The organism is Pseudomonas fluorescens (assembly GCF_004683905.1).
Lineage (GTDB): Bacteria > Pseudomonadota > Gammaproteobacteria > Pseudomonadales > Pseudomonadaceae > Aquipseudomonas > Aquipseudomonas putida_A.
Genome location: NZ_CP038438.1, coordinates 5,728,898 through 5,749,018, shown reverse-complemented (window position 1 = coordinate 5,749,018; position 20,121 = coordinate 5,728,898). Strand labels below are relative to the sequence as shown.

Here is a 20,121-nt window from a genome sequence, read left to right as displayed (position 1 = left end):
GACTTGTGCCAGTCGCCTTCTGGGGCAACTGCGAACCGGCAAGCCTAACAGTTTGATTTCCAATGAATTAATACCGAAATCGCAGGTTGTCCGTCGTTTTTGGAATAAGCGCTTGTCGCTCTCGGCAATGCAACTGGCGTAGAGGAGACGTAAGCGGTCGCTGACAGACGAGGACTGTCACACTTATTTGTTAGCGTCGATGTCTTTCAGTCAGGGAGAAAACGCCGATGAAATTCGCACCGAAAATGCTCGCTGTGGTTCTTGGATTGGGCTTGGCCGCTCACGCATTCGCCACCGACCTGAAGCACTGGCCGGCGGATCAGGCCAAGGCACTGGACGCGATGATCGCCGCCAATGCCAACAAAGGTAACTACGCGGTGTTCGACATGGACAACACCAGTTACCGCTACGACCTCGAAGAGTCGTTGCTGCCGTTCATGGAAAACAAGGGCGTGATCACCCGCGACAAACTCGATCCCTCCCTGAAACTGATGCCGTTCAAGGACACAGCCGACCACAAGGAAAGCCTGTTCAGTTACTACTATCGCCTGTGCGAAGTCGACGACATGGTCTGCTACCCGTGGGTGGCGCAAGTGTTCTCCGGCTTTACCCTCAAGGAACTTAAGGGCTACGTCGATGAGCTGATGGCGTCGGGCAAACCGGTGCCGGCGACCTACTACGAAGGCGATGTGGTGAAGAAACTCGACGTCAACCCGCCGAAGATCTTCACCGGCCAGCAAGAGCTGTACAACAAGCTGATGGAGAACGGCATCGAGGTTTACGTGATGACCGCCGCTTCAGAAGAGCTGGTGCGCATGGTCGCGGCTGATCCGAAGTACGGCTACAACGTCAAACCGCAGAACGTGATCGGCGTGACCATGTTGCTGAAGAACCGCGAAACCGGCGAGCTGACGACCGCGCGCAAGCAGATCACCGCCGGCAAATATGACGAGAAGGCCAACCTCGGTCTGGAGTTGACGCCGTACCTGTGGACCCCGGCAACCTGGATGGCCGGCAAACACGCGGCGATCTTGACCTACATTGATGAGTGGAAAAAACCGGTACTGGTGGGCGGCGACACACCGAGCAGCGACGGCTACATGCTGTTCCACGATGTGGATGTAGCCAAGGGCGGCATTCACTTGTGGGTCAACCGCAAGGACAAATACATGACCCAGCTCAACGGCATGATGGCCAAACACGCAGCGGCGCAGGCCAAGGAAGGATTGCCGGTGACGGCGGACAAGAACTGGGTGATCGTCAAGCCTGAAGAAATCCAGTAAGCCCCCAATCCCTGTTGGAACTTAGATTCCAGAATCACTGACAGTCCCTTGTGGGAGCGGGCTTGCTCGCGAAGAGGGAGTGTCAGGCGGGAGATTTTTTGACCGGTAGACCGCTTTCGCGAGCAAGCCCGCTCCCACAGTTTTGATCTTCATTGTTTTTGGATCAGGCAAAAAAATGCCCCGCACTTTGGCCGGGCATTTTTGTTTTTGCGATTGACGCTTACAGCCCGTCGAGCATCGCCTTGTTACGCACCGCACCCTTGTCGGCGCTGGTCGCCAGCAGGGCGTAGGCCTTGAGCGCAGTGGTCACTTTGCGTGGACGCTGCTCGACCGGTTTCCAGCCTTTCTTGTCCTGTTCGACCCGGCGCGCAGCCAGTTCTTCATCGCTGACCAACAGGTTGATCGAGCGGTTCGGGATGTCGATCAGCACTTTGTCGCCGTCCTGCACCAGACCGATCGCGCCACCGGCCGCAGCCTCTGGCGAAGCGTGGCCGATCGACAAGCCGGAAGTACCGCCGGAGAAACGACCGTCGGTGAGCAACGCACAAGCTTTGCCCAGACCTTTGGACTTCAGGTACGAGGTCGGGTAGAGCATTTCCTGCATGCCCGGGCCGCCTTTCGGGCCTTCGTAGCGAATGATGACGATATCGCCTTCCTTCACTTCGTCGGCGAGGATGCCGCGCACCGCGCTGTCTTGGCTTTCAAAGATCTTCGCGTTGCCTTCGAAGACATGGATCGACTCGTCGACGCCGGCGGTTTTTACCACGCAACCGTCGAGAGCGATGTTGCCGTACAGCACGGCCAGGCCGCCTTCTTTCGAGTAGGCGTGTTCGAAGCTGCGGATGCAGCCGTTTTCTCGGTCGTCATCCAGGGTTTCCCAACGAGTCGACTGGCTGAACGCGGTCTGGGTCGGGATGCCCGCCGGGCCGGCCTTGAAGAAGTGGTGCACGGCTTCATCGTCGGTCTGGGTGATGTCCCACTTGGCGATGGCTTCTTCCATGCTGCGGCTGTGCACGGTCGGCAGGTCGGTGTGCAGCAGACCGCCGCGTGCCAGCGAACCGAGGATGCTGAAGATGCCGCCAGCGCGGTGCACGTCTTCCATGTGGTACTTCTGGATGTTCGGCGCGACCTTGCACAGTTGCGGCACGCTGCGCGAGAGACGGTCGATGTCGCGCAGATCGAAATCGATCTCGGCTTCCTGGGCGGCAGCCAGCAGGTGCAGGATGGTGTTGGTCGAACCGCCCATGGCGATGTCGAGCATCATCGCGTTCTCGAACGCCTTGAAGTTGGCGATGTTGCGCGGCAGCACGGATTCGTCGTTTTCGCCGTAGTAGCGCTTGCACAGGTCGACGATGGTGCGGCCGGCCTGCAGGAACAGTTGTTCGCGGTCGCTGTGGGTGGCGAGGGTCGAACCGTTGCCCGGCAGTGCGAGACCGAGGGCTTCAGTCAGGCAGTTCATCGAGTTGGCGGTGAACATGCCGGAGCACGAACCGCAGGTCGGGCAGGCGCTGCGCTCGTACTCGGCAACCTTCTCGTCAGAAGCGCTGGAGTCGGCGGCGATCACCATGGCGTCGACGAGGTCGAGGCCGTGGGAAGCGAGTTTGGTCTTGCCAGCTTCCATCGGGCCGCCGGAAACGAAGATCACCGGAATGTTCAGGCGCAAAGCGGCCATCAACATGCCCGGGGTGATCTTGTCGCAGTTGGAGATGCAGACGATGGCGTCGGCGCAGTGGGCGTTGACCATGTATTCGACAGAGTCGGCGATGATCTCGCGGCTCGGCAGCGAATAGAGCATGCCGTCGTGACCCATGGCGATGCCGTCATCCACGGCGATGGTGTTGAATTCTTTCGCTACGCCACCGGCGCGTTCGATTTCCCGGGCAACCAGTTGACCGAGGTCTTTGAGGTGCACGTGGCCCGGCACGAACTGGGTGAAGGAGTTGGCAATGGCGATGATCGGCTTCTTGAAGTCGTCATCTTTCATCCCGGTGGCGCGCCACAGTGCGCGGGCGCCGGCCATGTTGCGGCCGTGGGTGGATGTTTTCGAGCGGTAATCTGGCATGGAGCACTCCGGGCGGCTAATCAGGTATCAAAAGGGAGTGAGCTTCTATTGACGTCTGGAACACTCAGAAATGGCCGTGTGTCCTGGATGTTGCCGATGACTTTGCGGGATCGCCGCTTGCCTCAGCCTGAGCTCATAAACCCGCCGGGGGATGAATGGCGATGAATCAGCCGATTCTACACCGCTGGCGTCTGGAGGGAATGGCGCAAAGTGTTGTTCCAGTGCCGACGGTGCGTATGGCATGACGACCGGCAGGCTCAATCGCTGCCAGAGGGCGTGACGGCGCCGTTCTCGATAATGCTGGCGCGATGGCTGATCCTCTTGTTCAGCGCCAGCGCGATGCAACTCAGCAGGACAAAACAGTAGCCGAGAGTGGCCTGCAGGTTGCCTGGACTCAGGCTGATCAGCGCACTGATCAACCCGCCGCAGATGAAGATGATCGTGCTACCTGCCGAGGCCGAAGTACCGGCGTTCTCCGGGAACAGGCCCATGGCGCGTGAGGTGGCGGCCGGGCGTGCAATGGTGGTGCCGGCGGTGCAGATCAGCATAGGGATCAATACCGTGACGGGCGAGAGTGCGAAGTACTGCGACAGGAATAGCATCACCAGCCCTGCCAGCAGAATCAGGCTCAACCCGGCCACGATCTGTTGCGCAGAGCTGATGCGCCGGCTCAACAGCGTGGCGGCAATCCCGCCGGTCACATACGCCGCACCGTAGATCAGCAGGATCAGCGAGAAGTCGTAGGCTGACAGCTGCAACTGATCCATGAAGATCAATGGCGAAATGACGATGAACGAGAAGTGGCAGGCGAACGCGAAAGCCGAAATCAGCCAGTAGCCGACGAACTCGAAATCCCCCAGCACCCGTCGATAGGCGCTGAGAAAGTTGAGCGGTGTGCCCTTGGCGACTGGCCGACCGCCGTCCAGAAACAGCCAGGCCTTGAGCAACACCACCGCCGCCAGTGCGATGAACAGCCAGAAGCTGCCACGCCAGCCCAGGGTCGCCTGCAGAAAGGTTCCGGCCAGCGGTGATATGGAGATGAAGATCCCGGTGGCGGTCACCATCAGGATCCGCAGGCGATCGCGCTCTGCGCCCTCGAACAGATCCTGCACCAGCGCCTGTGACAGGACGAAACAGCCACAACCGATGGCCTGCACGATGCGAAAAGTCATGAACAGTATGTAGTCACTGGTCATTACGCAGCCGATGGCGCCGAGGATCGAGACAGCCATGCCGGCGAGCAGTAACCCCTTGCGCCCGATGACGTCGGACAACGGCCCGATCAACAGTTGGGCAAAGGCAATGCCCACCGCGAACAGGCTGATCGACAGGGCGATGTCGGTCGGAGTGCTGGCGAAGTGTTCGGCCAGCGCCGGGAACGACGGCAGCAGGACGTCCAGCGGAAACACCCCCAGTAGCACCATGGCCAAAAGCAGGCTGACCGCCCCGCGTCGTTGTCGGGTCGTTACCACCGTTCTTCCTTCAAGCATCGATCAGTCCTGCCTTGGCGAAAAGTTTGCGGTTGTTGGGTAGCGCGAAGAATCCGGCTTTTTCGAGTGCAGCAAGCGTAGCCGTGGCTCCGGATCGGGCACGCTGGCGGCTGGCCTGTTCGTTGGTCAGGCTGTCGAGGATTTCCTTGATCGCACCTTCGCCAATGCCGGCGCGGCGCAGGCTTTGGTGCAGCCATTGCTCGTCGACTTCGAAGAAGGTCGCCAGGGTCTCCAGCAAGGTTCTGGCCGCAAAGGCGCGCTGGCGGCTGTTCAGGGTCAACCAGAGGTAGTGAAAGACCTCGGAAAAAAAACGGCTGTGGCGCGCTTCATCAGCGAGGTGGTCGCGCAGCATGTCGTTCACGCTGCTGACCAGCGTTTCCCGACACACATCCAGCAACTCCCGGGCAATGATGGTTTCGGAGACGAAGCCGAGCAGAAACCATGCCAGCGGGCGTTTGCTCTCCGGCGTTCGGGCGATCTGACCGGTCAGGCGGGTGATGCGCAACGGCACCTGCTGACGACCGGTGAAACCATGCAGTTCGGCGATCTGTTCGGCCAGATGATGGGAGAACAGTGCGTGATAACCCTCGTCGGTATAGAGCTGCAGCGCGGCGGTTTTCATCCTCGACGGAATGTGCGCGGGCAACTCACCGTGGACGATGGTTTCCACGGCGCGGTTGACGATGCGGTGTTCCAGCAGCGTGGTGTAGTCGAGAAAGTGCACCAGGTGGTTGGCAGCCAGCCGATGCATGACCTTGCTGCCTGCGGCTTCGATCGCCGGGTGGGACAGATACGGCAGGAATGCCGGCGGAAACCAGAAGCGGGTTTGCAGTTGCAACTGCAGGTCTGCCGGCAACTGGTAGTCGTGCCGGCTGGTGCGTACCGAAGCGTGGTTGTTCCAGTCGCCGAGGGTGAATCGAAGCGCCCAGGACTCTGGCGCTTCGGGCTGATCCACGGTTGATGCGCTCATTTGCGCGTCTCCTGCAACAGGTCGCGCATTTCCTGACACATCGCCTGACCGTCGCTAGCGCCGCAGCCGACAAAGAACAACGGTTGTTCAGCGCTGCCTTCGAGTTTGAGCAGGGCTTCGACCTGGCGGTCGGTGAATGCCCCGGTCAGCCACGTTCCCAGGCCCAGCGCTGTGGCCACCAGTTGAAAGGTTTGCGACAGATGACCCGCCTCGACAAACGCCATGCGATAGGCGCGTGAGTGTTCATACTTCCACCAGAGCTTGTCGAAACGAGCGGTGATAAACAGACCCAGTGGCAGGTTATTGATGAAGTGCTGACCCGCCAGCAAATGACCCAGCGCGGGGTCGGGCAAAGGATTGACCCGGCTGAGTGCGTGTTCTGCCGGGTGGTAGGCGTAGACACCCGGTTCGAGGCCCTCGATATTGCGTGCCAGAAGAAATCCTTCACAGGCATTCAACCCGCCACCTGAAGGACTGCTGCGGCGGGCGCCGAGGCCCTCGGCGATGCTCTCGTCGCGGTCATTGTCGCGATGGCGAAGAAAGCCCAGCGAGAGGTACAGCAGTGTACCGACGTCATTGAGGGTGATCGCTGCGCCAGTGAAAGAGCGGCAGGTTTTTCTCAGGCGCAGGACATTGCCCAAGCTGGCAACGGTCAGGGCCGCGGAGGCGGGCAGGGCGATTCGAGGTTCGTCTTGAGGTGTCGACCGATCTAGTGCGGGGGCCGGTGTAGTCAGCACCGCGCTGCAATGGTTCAGGTATTGCCTGGACCACTCTTGAATATTCTGGGGTATCTGTTCGCAGGGAATGTTCTGGGTGCCAATATGATAAATCTTCGACAATTCATCCCAGCCCCATGGCGGACTGTCTATTTTTGCAACGGTTAATATGCCCGCGTTCAGAAGTTGTGAGTCTATTATGTTGCGTCTGTCGAACTGTTCCGGGTTATTGATAAGTTGTGCAAGTCGACAAGAGTAAGTCAGGTCAAGTTCATGTTGGGTGTGGTCTTTATAGTTCCAGACTATTTGTCCGGGCGTGCGCGGCAATATGAATAAATAGGGATTGATATGCATGTTGTGTTCATCGCTCTGGAACGGGTCGGAAGAACGCTGGGGTGCCGGCACTCCCCAGCGTTCTGGCTCACTTAGCGGGCTTTAGGCGCAACCAGGAAGGCCAGGTTTGCGATTTGGTTGGTTTCCAGAGTAATTGCTTTCATAAGTATGAACTCCTTGTTCATTGAGAGTGAATGTCACCGTCGTGGTGACAACTTAATAATAGGTTGTAATGAATTATTGGCAAGCGATACTTGGGTAGGAAATTTCTATTAATTTTGTCGGAGTGGGCGTGCTGCAAGGGCAAACTTGTAAGTATTAGATGTTGAAATGTAATGCGCAGGGAAATGTCCTGCATGCATGTAGGAAGTTAGTTGTAGGAAAGAGGAAGAAATTCGACGACATTGCATCGCCGTAAAGCCAACGGGAAGCCCGCAGGCTCCCCGTTTCATGGGCCGATCAGCTGTTAGGCAGCAGGCGGCAGGTGATGCTCTTGATGTAGCGAGTCTCGGCGATGGCCGGGTGTACCGGGTGGTCCGGGCCCTGACCACCGCGTTCGAGCATCTGGATGTTGCGGTCCAGGTGACGGGCGCTGGTCAGCAGGATGTTCTGCAGATCGTCTTCCGGCAGGTGCATCGAGCACGAAGCGCTGACCAGAATGCCGTCCTTGGTCAGCAGGCGCATGGCTTGCTCGTTCAGACGACGGTAGGCGCCTTCACCGTTCTTCATGTCTTTCTTGCGCTTGATGAACGCTGGCGGGTCGGCAACGATCACGTCGAAACGTTCTTCGCTGGCCTTGAGTTCCTTCAATGCTTCGAAGACGTCGCCTTCGATGCAGGTCATCTTGTCGGCGAAGCCGTTCAGCGCGGCGTTACGCTCGACGCCGTCGAGGGCGAAGCCCGACGCGTCGACGCAGAACACTTCGCTGGCACCGAACGCCGCAGCCTGCACGCCCCAGCCACCGATGTAGCTATAGAGGTCGAGCACGCGTTTGCCCTTGGCGTAAGGGGCGAGGCGGGCGCGGTTCATGCGGTGGTCGTAGAACCAGCCGGTTTTCTGGCCGCCAATGACCGGCGCTTCGAACTTCACGCCGTTCTCTTCCAGGGCGACCCACTCCGGCACCAGGCCGAACACGGTTTCGACGTAACGGTTGAGGCCTTCGGCATCACGGGCGGCGGAATCGTTCTTGAACAGAATGCCGCTTGGCTTGAGCACCTGGGTCAGTGCGGCGATCACGTCATCTTTATGCGCTTCCATGGTCGCCGAGGCGATCTGCACCACGAGGATGTCGCCGAAACGGTCGACCACCAGGCCCGGCAGCAGGTCGGAGTCGCCGTAGACCAGGCGGTAGAACGGCTTGTCGAACAGGCGCTCGCGCAGCGACAGGGCCACGTTCAGGCGATGTACCAGCAGTGATTTGTCCAGCGGCAGTTTGATGTCGCGCGACAGCAGACGAGCGCAGATCAGGTTGTTCGGGCTCATGGCGACGATGCCCAGCGACTTGCCGCCGGCCGCTTCGAGGATCGCCTGATCGCCGGCCTTGAAGCCGTGCAGTGGCGTGGCAGCCACATCGATTTCGTTGCTGTAGACCCACAAGTGGCCGTTGCGCAGGCGACGGTCGGCGTTGGCTTTGAGGCGCAGGCTAGGCAGGGACATGACGTCGCTCCGGAAAAAAGAGCGGGAGTATACCGTGTTGCTCGGCCTGATTGGCTGGTGAGTGGACATGTGGCAAGTCATTGCCGGTGGAAGACATTACCTGTGGCGAGGGGATTTATCCCCGATCGGCTGCGCAGCAGCCGCAAACCCCCAAGGCAGTTTTCTGACTGACCGCGTGAGTCGATCTGGGACAGCTGCGCTGTCCATCGGGGATAAATCCCCTCACCACATAAATTCACTAGCCCACAGATCAGGCTGACAGGGCGCTGATCAACTCCTTGTTGAACGCTGGAATATCGTCCGGCTGACGGCTGCTGATCAGATGACCGTCCTTGACCACTTCCTTGTCGACCCAGTTGGCCCCGGCATTCACCAGGTCGTCCTTGAGTGTCTTGTAGCTGGTCATGGTTTTGCCGTTGACCAGCCCGGCGGAAATCAGCAGCCAGCCGCCGTGGCAGATCACCGCAATCGGCTTGCCGGCCGAGGCGCTGGTCTTGACCAGGTGCTGGGCGTCCTGGTCGATGCGAATGGTGTCGGAGTTCTGCACGCCGCCCGGCAGAACGATCGCGTCGTACTGCTCACTGCTGGCGCCTTGAAAGGTCTGGTCGACCTTGAAGTCATCCGCCGGTTTGTCGTGGTTCCAGCCTTTGACCTTGCCGGCCTCGGCGGAAAGGATGTCGACCTGGGCGCCGGCCTGCTCCAGTGCTTGCTTGGGCCCGGTCAGTTCGACCTGTTCGAAACCGTCTGTTACTAAAATGGCGACGCGTTTGCCAGTGAGGGAAGTAGCCATCGATAAGCTCCTGAGTCTGCGGGAAATTACCGCCGAGCCGGTGCTTGATTGTCCGGTCGGCCTTACAAAGTCCGAAGCCTGAGCGTGAATGAAAGTTCCTGACAATTGCCCACTGGTGTGTCGTCCTGCGGTTTTTAGAGGTTAGAATCGCCGCCTGTCCCAGAGTGTGTACTTATGTCCCAAGAGCTGACCACCGAACAGATTCAACAATCCCTGCAAGGCATCAGCGTGCCCGCGCAGCCGCAGATCATGGTGGATCTGCAGATGGAGCAGTACATGCCCGACCCGGACCTGGAGGTGATCGCCAAGCTGATCGCCCAGGATCCCGGCCTGTCCGGTTCTCTGCTGAAAATCGTCAACTCGCCGTATTACGGCCTGAGCAACAAGATCACTTCGATCCAGCGTGCGGTGAATCTGTTGGGCAGCCGTTCGATCATCAACCTGATCAACGCGCAGTCGATCAAGGGCGAGATGAACGATGACACCATCGTCACCCTCAACCGTTTCTGGGACACCGCCCAGGACGTGGCGATGACCTGCCTGACCCTGGCCAAGCGCATCGGCACCCAGGCCGGTGATGAAGCCTATGCCTTGGGGCTGTTCCACGACTGCGGCGTGCCGTTGATGCTGCAGCGCTTCCCCAACTACATGTCGGTACTGGAAAAGGCTTACGCCAATGCCAGCGCCGAATGCCGGGTGGTGGACACCGAGAACGCCGAGTTCAATACCAACCACGCCGTGGTCGGCTACTACACCGCCAAGTCGTGGCGCCTGCCGGAACACGTCAGCACGGCGATCGCCAATCACCACAATGCGCTGGCGATCTTCAGCGACGAATCCTCTCGCAACAGCCAGATGAAGAATCTGCTGGCGATCTTGAAGATGGCCGAGCACATCTGTGCGTCTTATCGGGTGCTGGGCAACCAGACTGAAGACCACGAGTGGAACAGCATTGGCCCGCTTATTCTCGATTACGTCGGTCTGTCGGACTACGATTTCGAAACCCTCAAACAGACGATCCGCGACCTCGGCGCGCATTGATTCGAGGACACCATGCCTGAACTGCCGGAAGTCGAAACCACCCGCCGGGGCATTGCTCCGCACCTGGAAGGCCAGCGCGTCAGCCGGGTGATCGTGCGGGATCGTCGGCTGCGCTGGCCGATCCCCGAAGACCTCGATGTGCGTCTTTCCGGGCAGCGCATCGTGCTGGTCGAGCGGCGGGCCAAGTATCTGTTGATCAATGCCGAAGTCGGCACGTTGATCAGTCACTTGGGCATGTCGGGCAACTTGCGGCTGGTGGAAGTCGGGTTGCCGGCGCTCAAGCACGAGCACGTCGATATCGAGCTGGAATCCGGTCTGGCGCTGCGTTACACCGATCCACGCCGTTTCGGCGCGATGCTGTGGAGTACCGACCCGCTCAATCACGAACTGCTGATTCGTCTCGGGCCAGAGCCGTTGACCGATCTGTTCGACGGCGAGCGCCTGTTCCAGTTGTCGCGCGGGCGTTCGATGGCGGTCAAGCCGTTCATCATGGACAACGCGGTGGTGGTGGGTGTCGGCAACATTTACGCGACCGAAGCGCTGTTCGCTGCCGGGATCGATCCGCGCCGCGAAGCCAAAAGCATCTCCCGGGCGCGTTATCTGAAGCTGGCGATTGAGATCAAACGGATTCTCGCCGCAGCCATCGAGCGCGGCGGCACCACGTTGCGGGATTTCATCGGCGGTGACGGGCAACCGGGGTACTTCCAGCAGGAGCTGTTCGTTTATGGCCGTGGCGGCGAGCACTGCAAGGTCTGCGGTACTGGCCTGCGGGAAGTGAAGCTGGGGCAACGGGCCAGTGTGTTCTGTCCGCGCTGCCAGACCTGAGGCAAAAATCTGAAAAAGTCCTACGGTCTATAGTGAGTGGTCTCACTGTTCAGCCCGAAGGATCGTGCCATGAAGTCCTTGCAAGTCCTGTTTGCCACACTATTGCTGTGTTCCAGCCTGGCCGTTCAGGCCGCGGAAAACGGCAGCGGTGATCCGCGCTACGCCATCCAGAACCCTCCCGCCTACGCCATGATCGGCGATTTGCTGATTGCCCGACCTTTGCTGGTGGTGGCGACGGTGCTGGGTGCGGGGGTGTTTGTGGTGTCATTGCCGTTTACCGCGCTGGGGGGCGGGGTAGGCGATGCGGGGCAGGCGCTGGTGGTGGATCCGGCGAAAGCGGCGTTTGTGCGCTGTTTGGGGTGTACAGGGGAGGGGGTTGAGCAGCGCGAGTGAGCTGATCAGGGTTTTGCGCTGCTGCTGATGGCCCTTTCGCGAGCAAGCTCGCTCCCACATTGGAGCGCATTTCAAATGTGGGAGCGAGCTTGCTCGCGAAGAGGCCCGGAAGAGCGCTACAAAACGTTCAGATCAGGCCTTGCCGGTAATCTTGCGGTACTTTTCCATCAACTGTTCTTCAGTCTCAGGATGCGCCTCGTCCAGTGGAATGCAATCCACCGGGCAGACCTGCTGGCACTGCGGTTCGTCGTAATGGCCGACGCACTGGGTGCACAGGTTCGGGTCGATCACGTAGATCTCTTCGCCTTGGGAAATCGCGGCGTTCGGGCACTCGGGTTCGCAGACGTCGCAGTTGATGCAATCGTCGGTGATGATCAGGGACATGCTAACTCCAGCCGGGGCGGCAGGCCCGGGCGCTATAAATCAATGCGCGCAATTGTGCCGCATTGGCGCCCGCAGTGCACGCGGGCGCCGTTTGAACGGTCGTTACTTCTTGAAGCGCAGGGTCAGGGCATCGGCCACGGCCGGGTGCACGAACTTGCTGATATCGCCGCCCAGCGCGGCGATTTCCCGCACCAGCGTCGAGGAAATGAACGAATAACGCTCGGACGGGGTGAGAAACAGGCTCTCGACGTCCGGGGCCAACTGGCGGTTCATGTTGGCCAGCTGGAATTCGTATTCGAAGTCCGACACCGCACGCAGGCCACGCAGGAACACATTGGCGTTCTGCTCCTTGGCGAAATGCGCCAGCAGCGTCGAGAAGCCGACCACTTCGACGTTGGGCAGGTGTTTGGTGACCTCGCGAGCCAGCTCAACCCGTTGTTCCAGCGGGAACAGCGGGTTTTTCTTCGGGCTGGCGGCGACCGCAATGATCACGTGATCGAACAGGCGCGAGGCGCGTTCGACCAGATCGCCATGCCCTTTGGTAATAGGGTCGAAGGTACCTGGGTACAACACTCGGTTCATCGCGTCGTCCTGGCGGGAGTCCGTTGGGGAGTCGGATGGTATCGCAGCCGTCCCGGTCGGCCAAGTCGCCTGTTGGGTAAGAAAGCACTATAGACGACGCGATAAACCGGTTTTTTCACGGATTTCTCAGCCGATCGGCGAGGGCTGTCGCCAGGTGCGCGGTCAGGCCATACACCGACAATTGCGGGTTGGCGCCAATGCTGGTGGGGAACAGCGAGCCATCGTGAATCGACAGATTGCTCAGTTGATGATGCCGGCCAAGGCTGTCGGTGACTGCGTTTTTCGGGTCTTCGCCCATCGCACAACCGCCCATCACGTGGGCACTGCCCAGGCGCGTGCGATACAGCTCAAGGCTCAGACCGTTGATCAGCGTGCGGGCTTCGGCCAGGGTTTTCACGTAGCGCGCATCGGCGTGCATCGGCATCACGGCTTTGGCGCCGCCGGCAAACTGGATCTCGGCCATGCTGTGAAAGGCGCGGCGCAGGCCCTCCCAGGCATAAGGCGAGACTTGATAGTCGAGCACCGGCGAGCCATCACCGCGCAGTTCGACACTGCCGCCGGGGCTGTCCGGGTGGAAACCGTCGCGCAGCAACGCGAGCATCGCGTGGGTGTGCGGCAGGTCGGCCATGTGTTCGGCATTCTGCTGGCCGAAACCGCCGAGCAAGGTCGCGGCCAGTGCCGGTTGCAGCGGTGGCACTTCGAGTTTGTAGCCAATCGGCCCACTGGTGCCGTCCTTCCACTGGAAATGATCCGAGTAGATCGACTGCGGCGCGCCGTAGAACGGATTGATCACCTCGTCGAAACGCCCGGCGGACATGTTCACCAGATGCAGGAACGTGCGTTTGCCGAGGCGCTGATGCGGATCCGGTGCATCCGAGCGCAGCAGCAGTGCCGGGCTGTTGATGCCACCGCCGGCCAGCACGTAATGCCGGGCCTTGACCGTGATTTTGCGTCCGGTCGGCGCGACGCAACGCTCGTCCATCGCCACGCATTGCAGGCCGGTGATCTTGTCGCCGCTGATCAACAGCTTTTCCGCGCGGGCCAGGTACAGCAACTCGCCGCCCTTTTCCAGGGTCGCCGGAATGGTGGTGACCAGCATCGACTGCTTGGCGTTGGTCGGGCAGCCCATGCCGCAATAGCCAAGGTTCCAGCAGCCACGCACGTTGCGCGGGATCACGTGCCAGCTGTAGCCGAGTTGCTCGCAGCCCTTGCGGATCACGTCGTTGTTGGCGTTGGGCGGCACCATCCATGGCGCGACGCCGAGACGCTGCTCCATTTTTTCGAACCACGGCGCCATCTCGGCCGGGCTGTGGCCTTTGACGTTGTGTTCCTTGGCCCAGTGCTCGAGGGTCGGCTCGGGCGTGCGGAAACTCGAGGTCCAGTTGATCAGCGTGGTGCCGCCGACCGCACGGCCCTGGAGGATGGTAATCGCGCCGTCCTTGCTCATGCGGCCGATGCCTTCCTGATAGAGGCTGCTGTAGGCCTGGTCTTCGAGCATCTTGAAGTCGGAACTGGTCTTGAGCGGGCCTTCTTCGATCAGCAGCACTTTGTAACCGGCGACGCTGAGGATTTCTGCCGTGGTGCCGCCACCGGCACCGCTGCCGATGATCGCCACATCGGCTTGCAGCGTCAGGTCGCCGGTCAGTTGGGCGCCGTTGTAGGTTTTCCAGCCACGGGCGAGGCCTTCGCGGAACGGGTCGGGTACGGGCATTGATCAGGTTCTCTTTATTATTCTGGGAGCGGTGGTGTGGTGGCTGGCGCCTTCGCGAGCAAGCTCGCTCCCACATTGAAATGCATTCCCTTGTGGGAGCGAGCTTGCTCGCGAACGGCGCGACTCGGTTTCAGACCGTGGGCGGGCCGGGGTAGCCGCAATGGCCCCAGGACTCGGCGCGGGTGTACCAGGCCATCATCACCATCTGCTGCAATGAGCTGTGGCCCATGCGCAGCAGGCTCAATGAGCTGTTCTGCCAGCGCTCGAGGAAGTGGCGCATGGTCTCGGGGCTGGCGTTTTCCCAACTGCCCCAGATCCCTGTGAGCGGACCGCGGGTGACGGTCATGCCGAGCACATCGAACAATTGCCGGGTGAGTTTGAGCATTTCCGGCGACAGGTGATCGAGGCTGTAGTCCAGCGACTTCAGGGTGCCATCCACCGCACCGGGCATTTTCTCGGCGGCCACGGCGCCTTCGAGCATCACCGGAATCAGTGCGCGCAGAAACAGCAGGTCGCCGTCACGCAAAGTGACGAAGCCATTGGCTGCGACACTCGATGAACAGCCACTGAGGCTGGCGCCGAGGCCGGCGGTGGCGAGAAACGCTGTGGCGCCAAGGCTGAACTTCAGCAGGCCACGGCGCGACAGGGCAGGTGTTTCGGTCAGGCTTGGGTGCATTGTTGTTATTACCCGGCGGTGACGACGATTAGCGGATGAACAGCTTCTGGATCAGTTTCTGAATCGATTTGCCGTAGGGCGGATAGATCAACTTCGCGGCGTTGAAGCGCTGTTTGATCAGTACGCCCTTGGCCTTGCTGAAAGTCAGGAAGCCTTCGTGGCCGTGGTAATGGCCCATGCCCGATGGGCCGATGCCGCCGAACGGCATGTCGTCCTGCGCCACGTGCAGCAGGGTGTCGTTCAGGCACACGCCGCCGGAGTGGGTTTCGTGCAGCACGCGGTTCTGTTCGCGTTTGTCGTAGCCGAAGTAGTAAAGCGCCAGAGGACGCGGGCGCTGATTGATGTAGGCAAACGCCTGATCCAGATCCTGATATGGCACGATCGGCAGCAACGGGCCGAAGATTTCGTCCTGCATCACGGTCATCTCGTCAGTGACATTGAGCAGCAGGCTGTGCGGCATGCGCCGGCCCTGGCCTTGTTCGAACAGCGGGATCAGCAGCGCGCCCTTGCTCGTGGCGTCGCTGACATAACCGTTGAGCCGGGCCAGTTGGCGTTCGTTGATGATCGCGGTGTAGTCCGGGTTGTCGGCGAGGGTCGGATAGAAATTGTTGACCACCTGACGATAGGCTTCGACGAACGCGCCGACGCGGTCTTGCGGCACCAGCACGTAATCGGGGGCGACGCAGGTCTGGCCGGCGTTCAGGGTCTTGCCGAAGGCGATGCGTTCGGCGGCGTCCTTGAGCGGCACGTCGCGAGAGACGATGGCCGGGGACTTGCCGCCCAGTTCGAGGGTCACCGGGGTCAGGTTTTCCGCCGCAGCGCGCATCACGTGTTTGCCGATGCTGGTGGCGCCGGTGAACAGCAGGTGATCAAAATGCAGGCGGGAGAACGCCACGCCGATGTCGGCCTCGCCCAGCACCACGCAGACCAGATCTTCGGGGAAAATCCGTCCCAGCAGGGTCTTGAGCAACTGGCCGGTGGCCGGGGTCGATTCGCTGAGCTTGAGCATCACCCGGTTGCCCGCCGCCAGCGCGCCGACCAGTGGGCCGATGGCCAGATACAACGGGTAGTTCCACGGGACGATGATGCCGACCACGCCAAGCGGCTGGTACACGACTTTCGCCGACGCTGGCTGAAAGGCCATGCCGACTTTGCGTCGCGACGACTTCATCCAGCCCTTGAGGTGGCGGCTGGCGTAATGGATGCCGTGCAGGCTGGGCATCAGTTCGGCGAGCAGGGTTTCATCGGCGCTGCGATGACTGAAATCTGCGCTGATGGCATTGACCAGCGCCTGCCGCTCATTACTGAGCAAGTCGCGCAACGCCTTGAGCCATTGCTGGCGCTGATCTGCCGGTGGCATCGGGTTGGCGGCATAGGCGGCGCGCTGTGCCGCGAACAGCCGATCCAGCTCTTCCAGGGGCTGTTGCAGCGTTTGCAGATAAGCAATGTCGGCAGTCATCGTCGGCTCCGGATTTATTGTAGTGATGACGTTCTAGAGTCTATGCTCTAGAAAGTCAAATGACTTCCCGACACAGCTTTGTTTTATCCAGTTCCGGTTAGGTCGTAAGATGCCCCTCACCGCACTCTGAATTAAAGCTCAAGCCATGGCCCCACGAATAAAAACCAGCGAGCGCATCGTGCAGAACAGCCTCGAACTGTTCAATCAGCAGGGCGAGCGCAGCATTAGCACCAATCACATCGCCGCCCACATGGAGATTTCTCCGGGCAATCTGTACTACCACTTCCCGAACAAGCAGGCGATCATCGCCGTGCTGTTCAGTGAGTACGAGACGCTTGTGGACAGCTTTCTGCGCCCGCCGCAGGGGCGTGCCGCCACCGTCGAAGACAAGCGCTATTACCTCAAGGAGCTGCTGTCGGCGATGTGGGGCTACCGCTTTCTGCATCGGGATCTTGAGCACCTGCTCGACAGCGACCCGGACCTGGCCGCGCGCTACCGGCGTTTCTCTCAGCGCTGCGTGATTCAGGGCATGGCGATCTACGAAGGTTTCGTCGCCGCCGGCATTCTCAAGATGGATCGGGTGCAGATCGAATCCCTGACGATCAATGCCTGGATCATCCTCACCTCGTGGGTGCGCTTTCTGTGCACCACCCGGGAAAACTCCAACCACCTCAGCGAGCAGGCCATCAAGCGTGGCGTGTATCAGGTGCTGGTGCTGGAAGCCGGATTCGTCACCGATCAGGCCCGTGAAGAGGTGAATGCCTTGTTCGACGAGTTCTACGTGCCGCTGGCCCAGGCCCTCGAGGAAGGGCGGTAACCCATTTCGAAGTCGCTCACAGGAGTCCGTTATGCCGATTGCGCAACTGCTCAGCCCGAATGCACTGGATGCCCGCAAGGAGCAGCCGGGGCTGGTGATTCTCGATTGTCGTTTTGCCCTCGAAGACCCGGACTACGGGCAGCGCAGCTATGCCGAAGGGCACATCGCCGGCGCCCGCTTCGCCGACCTTGAGCGTGACCTCAGCGGCAAGGTGATCAAAGGCGTGACCGGGCGTCACCCGCTGCCCGAACCGGCGGCATTGATCGAACGTCTGCAAGCCTGGGGCATCAATGCCGACAGCGATGTGGTTTTGTACGACGACGGCCCCGGTGCCTATGCGGCTCGCGCCTGGTGGTTGCTGGCGTGGCTGGGCAAGCGCGATGGCGTGTTCATTCTCGACGGCGGGCTGAAGGCCTGGCACGCGGCGGGTCTGCCGCTGAGTCTGGATGCGCCGTCGGTCAGCCGGGGCAACTTCAGTGGTCAGCCGGACATGAAACTGCTGCTGAGCGCCGAGCAATTGCACAAGCGCCTCGGTCAGCCGTCCCTGACCCTGATCGACGCCCGGGCCTTGCCGCGCTTCAAGGGTGAAGTGGAGCCGATCGATCCGATTGCCGGGCACATTCCCGGCGCGCAATGTGCGGCGTTTACCGAAAACCTCGGCAGCGACGGACGCTTCCTGCCAGCAGAGCAGCTCAAGCAACGCTTTGCTGCGAAACTCGGCGAGCGTTCGCCTTCGGAGCTGGTCGCTTACTGCGGCTCCGGGGTGACGGCGTGTCACAATCTGTTCGCGTTGTGCCTGGCGGGGTATCCGCTGGGTTCGTTGTATGCCGGGTCGTGGAGTGAGTGGATCAACGAGCCTTCTCGCGGGATTGCCACCGGCGAATAAAGTCACCATACCCCCAATGTGGGAGCGGGCTTGCTCGCGAAAGCGGTTTGTCAGTCAACCATGATGTGTGCTGAAACACCGCTTTCGCGAGCAAGCCCGCTCCCACAGGGGTTAATCGTCGCTGACAGGTTGTCGGGCACTGCGATACGCTGCCGGCCCCACGCCATACACTTGCTTGAACTGCCGGCTCAGATGACTCTGATCGGCAAAGCCCAGTTGCATGGCGACTTCCACCGGCAGGCAACCGTGCTGCAATAAACCCCGGGCCGTGGCGATGCGCTGCTGCATCAGCCAGGTGTGCGGTGGCATGCCGGTGGCGCGGCGGAATACCCGGGCGAAGTGGAAGGGCGACAGATTCACTGCGGCCGCCAGCTCTTCCAGCGACGGCGGCGCAGCGAGTTGCGCATGCAGCAACTCCTTGGCCATCACCACCGCGCGGTGTTCCTTGCCCGGTTTACCGTTGATCTGCACCGCCGCATGCCGCTGCAACAGCAGCATCATCATTTCGCGCCACATCGTCTGCTGTTGCAGCGCGGTGGCCGGGCTTTCCAGCAAGCGATGCAACTGACAGAAACCGTTGACCAGATCCGGGTCGCGGTAGAGCGTTGCGCCGAAGGCCGGCATCGGCGCGGTGGGCAGTTCCAGTTCTTCGAGCAGGGAAACGATCTGTCCGGTATCGGGATAAAACGCCCGGTACAGCCAACCGTCCTCGGTGCCCTTGTGGCCGGTGTGCAATTCGTCCGGGTTGATCAGCACCAGCGTGCCGCTGCCGGCCAGGTGTTCGGCACCGCGATAGCGATAACGCTGGGCACCGGCCATGATCATGCCGATCACATAGCCGTCGTGGACGTGCGGGGCGAAGCGATGCTCGATGTAGCGCGCCGACAACAACTCGACCCCGGCCAGCGGTGCGGTTTGCCAGAACCGGATCGACTCGCCCTGGTCGCTCATGACGTCACACGGGCCAACCATTGCGGGATGCGCCGTTCCAGGTAGTAACCGGGCTGGCGCAACGTGCCATCGACAAACCCGACATGCCCACCCTTGGCCTGCAGCTCGAACCGGGTGCTGGCGGACAGCTCTTCGGCCGTCGGCAAGCTGTGGGGGAACACGAACGGATCGTCAGCGGCCTGAATGATCAGGGTCGGGGTGCGGATTTCGCCGAGAAAGTAGCGACTCGACGCCCGGCGATAGTAATCCTCGGCATCGGTAAAGCCGTGCAGCGGCGCGGTGACCCGGCCATCGAAGTCCCAGAAGGTGCGCATGTTCTCCAGCGAGCCGAGCGCCGCCAGAGCCGCCAGGCCATCCTCGCGTCCGTCATGCTGGAACTGGCGTTGCTTGTTCTTGATGTAGGCGACCATCTCGCGCATGAAGTGCGCCTGATAAACCTTGGAAAATCCCTTGCCAATGCGGTCTGCACACTGATCAAGACGAAACGGCACCGACACCGCCACTGCACCGAGCACGCCGCTGTCGCTGCCGGTCTCGCCCAGATGCTTGAGCAACACATTGCCGCCGAGGGAATAACCGACCGCATACAGCGGCGCCAGCGGGCGCTTGGCGCGCAGGTGTCTGATGGCTTCGGCGAGGTCTTCGCTGGCGCCGGAGTGGTAACTGCGCGGCAGCAGGTTGGGTTCGCCGGAGCAACCGCGCCAGTTCAGCGCGACACTGGCCCAGCCTTGCGCGGCGAGTGCTGCCTGAATCCCGGCGATGTAAGGCGAATTGGAAGAACCGGTCAGCCCATGCAACACCAGCACCAACGGCGCCTCGGCGCTGTGCGGGCCATGCCAGTCGAGGTCGAGGAAGTCGCCGTCATCCAGCCACAGGCGTTCCCGCTCGCGATCAAGGTGGACGGTTTTGCGCCACAGCGGCCCCCACAAGGTTTGCAGGTGCGGATTGCCGAGGCCGAAGGCGGGGGTGAAACGTTCAGTTTCCAGAGGGCACACACCTTTTGTGGCGAGGGAGCTTGCTCCCGCTGGGGCGCGAAGCGGCCCTTTTTGGGGACTGCTGCGCAGTCCAGCGGGAGCAAGCTCCCTCGCCACAGGGT

General features: G+C 60.9%; 19 protein-coding genes. 6 read left to right on the top strand and 13 right to left on the bottom strand.

What is annotated here, in order from left to right; all coding sequences use genetic code 11:
• Positions 1-227: 227 nt before the first annotated feature.
• Positions 228-1,283 (top strand): haloacid dehalogenase-like hydrolase, encoded by a 1,056-nt coding sequence (locus E4T63_RS26655; RefSeq protein ID WP_135296776.1) that lies wholly within the window; start codon positions 228-230, stop codon positions 1,281-1,283.
• 220 nt (positions 1,284-1,503) lie between these two features.
• Here the strand turns inward: E4T63_RS26655 and ilvD are convergent, their stop codons facing one another.
• The 6 genes from ilvD to E4T63_RS26625 all read right to left on the bottom strand — a co-directional run bounded on the left by ilvD (position 1,504) and on the right by E4T63_RS26625 (position 9,300).
• The gene (ilvD, locus tag E4T63_RS26650) at positions 1,504-3,345 is read right to left on the bottom strand and encodes a dihydroxy-acid dehydratase (RefSeq protein ID WP_135296775.1); all 1,842 of its coding nucleotides are present in this window, start codon (positions 3,343-3,345) and stop codon (positions 1,504-1,506) included.
• Between the two features lie 257 nt (positions 3,346-3,602).
• Positions 3,603-4,835, bottom strand: a complete 1,233-nt coding sequence (locus E4T63_RS26645) for an MFS transporter (RefSeq protein WP_135296774.1) — start codon at positions 4,833-4,835, stop codon at positions 3,603-3,605.
• Complete coding sequence (locus E4T63_RS26640; protein ID WP_135296773.1) at positions 4,828-5,805, bottom strand: diiron oxygenase; 978 nt, start codon at positions 5,803-5,805, stop codon at positions 4,828-4,830. The genes E4T63_RS26645 and E4T63_RS26640 overlap by 8 nt, the downstream gene beginning before the upstream one ends.
• Positions 5,802-6,875 carry a SagB family peptide dehydrogenase gene (locus E4T63_RS26635; protein ID WP_135296772.1) on the bottom strand — a complete coding sequence of 358 codons (1,074 nt, stop codon included), beginning with the start codon at positions 6,873-6,875 and terminating at the stop codon, positions 5,802-5,804. The genes E4T63_RS26640 and E4T63_RS26635 overlap by 4 nt, the downstream gene beginning before the upstream one ends.
• 438 nt (positions 6,876-7,313) lie before the next feature.
• Entirely contained in the window at positions 7,314-8,510 is a 1,197-nt protein-coding gene (locus tag E4T63_RS26630; RefSeq protein ID WP_135296771.1) for a class I SAM-dependent rRNA methyltransferase, read from the bottom strand.
• 250 nt (positions 8,511-8,760) lie between these two features.
• Positions 8,761-9,300: a type 1 glutamine amidotransferase domain-containing protein gene (locus E4T63_RS26625; RefSeq protein ID WP_135296770.1), complete on the bottom strand. Its 540-nt coding sequence runs from the start codon at positions 9,298-9,300 to the stop codon at positions 8,761-8,763.
• A 228-nt stretch (positions 9,301-9,528) separates the two neighbouring features.
• Between E4T63_RS26625 and E4T63_RS26620 the strand changes: the two genes are divergently transcribed.
• The 3 genes from E4T63_RS26620 (at position 9,529) to E4T63_RS26610 (ending at position 11,559) form a co-directional block, all read left to right on the top strand.
• Positions 9,529-10,341, top strand: a complete 813-nt coding sequence (locus E4T63_RS26620) for an HDOD domain-containing protein (RefSeq protein WP_171061892.1) — start codon at positions 9,529-9,531, stop codon at positions 10,339-10,341.
• Between the two features lie 12 nt (positions 10,342-10,353).
• Positions 10,354-11,166: a bifunctional DNA-formamidopyrimidine glycosylase/DNA-(apurinic or apyrimidinic site) lyase gene (mutM, locus tag E4T63_RS26615; RefSeq protein ID WP_003229159.1), complete on the top strand. Its 813-nt coding sequence runs from the start codon at positions 10,354-10,356 to the stop codon at positions 11,164-11,166.
• A 69-nt stretch (positions 11,167-11,235) separates the two neighbouring features.
• Complete coding sequence (locus E4T63_RS26610) at positions 11,236-11,559, top strand: multidrug transporter (RefSeq protein ID WP_135296769.1); 324 nt, start codon at positions 11,236-11,238, stop codon at positions 11,557-11,559.
• Positions 11,560-11,691: 132 nt separating this feature from the next.
• Here the strand turns inward: E4T63_RS26610 and E4T63_RS26605 are convergent, their stop codons facing one another.
• The 5 genes from E4T63_RS26605 to E4T63_RS26585 all read right to left on the bottom strand — a co-directional run bounded on the left by E4T63_RS26605 (position 11,692) and on the right by E4T63_RS26585 (position 16,371).
• The gene (locus E4T63_RS26605; RefSeq protein ID WP_003195146.1) at positions 11,692-11,943 is read right to left on the bottom strand and encodes a YfhL family 4Fe-4S dicluster ferredoxin; all 252 of its coding nucleotides are present in this window, start codon (positions 11,941-11,943) and stop codon (positions 11,692-11,694) included.
• A 102-nt stretch (positions 11,944-12,045) separates the two neighbouring features.
• Positions 12,046-12,525, bottom strand: a complete 480-nt coding sequence (coaD, locus tag E4T63_RS26600; protein WP_003229157.1) for a pantetheine-phosphate adenylyltransferase — start codon at positions 12,523-12,525, stop codon at positions 12,046-12,048.
• Positions 12,526-12,640: 115 nt separating this feature from the next.
• Positions 12,641-14,236 (bottom strand): GMC family oxidoreductase, encoded by a 1,596-nt coding sequence (locus E4T63_RS26595; protein ID WP_135296768.1) that lies wholly within the window; start codon positions 14,234-14,236, stop codon positions 12,641-12,643.
• A gap of 130 nt (positions 14,237-14,366) precedes the next feature.
• The gene (locus E4T63_RS26590) at positions 14,367-14,912 is read right to left on the bottom strand and encodes a twin-arginine translocation pathway signal protein (RefSeq protein WP_135296767.1); all 546 of its coding nucleotides are present in this window, start codon (positions 14,910-14,912) and stop codon (positions 14,367-14,369) included.
• Positions 14,913-14,940: 28 nt separating this feature from the next.
• Positions 14,941-16,371 carry a coniferyl aldehyde dehydrogenase gene (locus tag E4T63_RS26585; RefSeq protein WP_134784885.1) on the bottom strand — a complete coding sequence of 477 codons (1,431 nt, stop codon included), beginning with the start codon at positions 16,369-16,371 and terminating at the stop codon, positions 14,941-14,943.
• A gap of 145 nt (positions 16,372-16,516) precedes the next feature.
• Between E4T63_RS26585 and E4T63_RS26580 the strand changes: the two genes are divergently transcribed.
• Both E4T63_RS26580 and E4T63_RS26575 read left to right on the top strand, forming a co-directional pair.
• Positions 16,517-17,188, top strand: coding sequence for a TetR/AcrR family transcriptional regulator (locus E4T63_RS26580; RefSeq protein ID WP_027610562.1), 672 nt, complete (start codon positions 16,517-16,519; stop codon positions 17,186-17,188).
• A gap of 31 nt (positions 17,189-17,219) precedes the next feature.
• Positions 17,220-18,074: a sulfurtransferase gene (locus E4T63_RS26575; protein WP_134784884.1), complete on the top strand. Its 855-nt coding sequence runs from the start codon at positions 17,220-17,222 to the stop codon at positions 18,072-18,074.
• A 111-nt stretch (positions 18,075-18,185) separates the two neighbouring features.
• Here E4T63_RS26575 and E4T63_RS26565 read toward each other — a convergent pair whose 3' ends face one another.
• Positions 18,186-19,025: an AraC family transcriptional regulator gene (locus E4T63_RS26565; RefSeq protein WP_135296958.1), complete on the bottom strand. Its 840-nt coding sequence runs from the start codon at positions 19,023-19,025 to the stop codon at positions 18,186-18,188.
• Positions 19,022-20,020 (bottom strand): hydrolase, encoded by a 999-nt coding sequence (locus tag E4T63_RS26560; RefSeq protein WP_135296766.1) that lies wholly within the window; start codon positions 20,018-20,020, stop codon positions 19,022-19,024. The genes E4T63_RS26565 and E4T63_RS26560 overlap by 4 nt, the downstream gene beginning before the upstream one ends.
• Between the last annotated feature and the right edge of the window lie 101 nt (positions 20,021-20,121).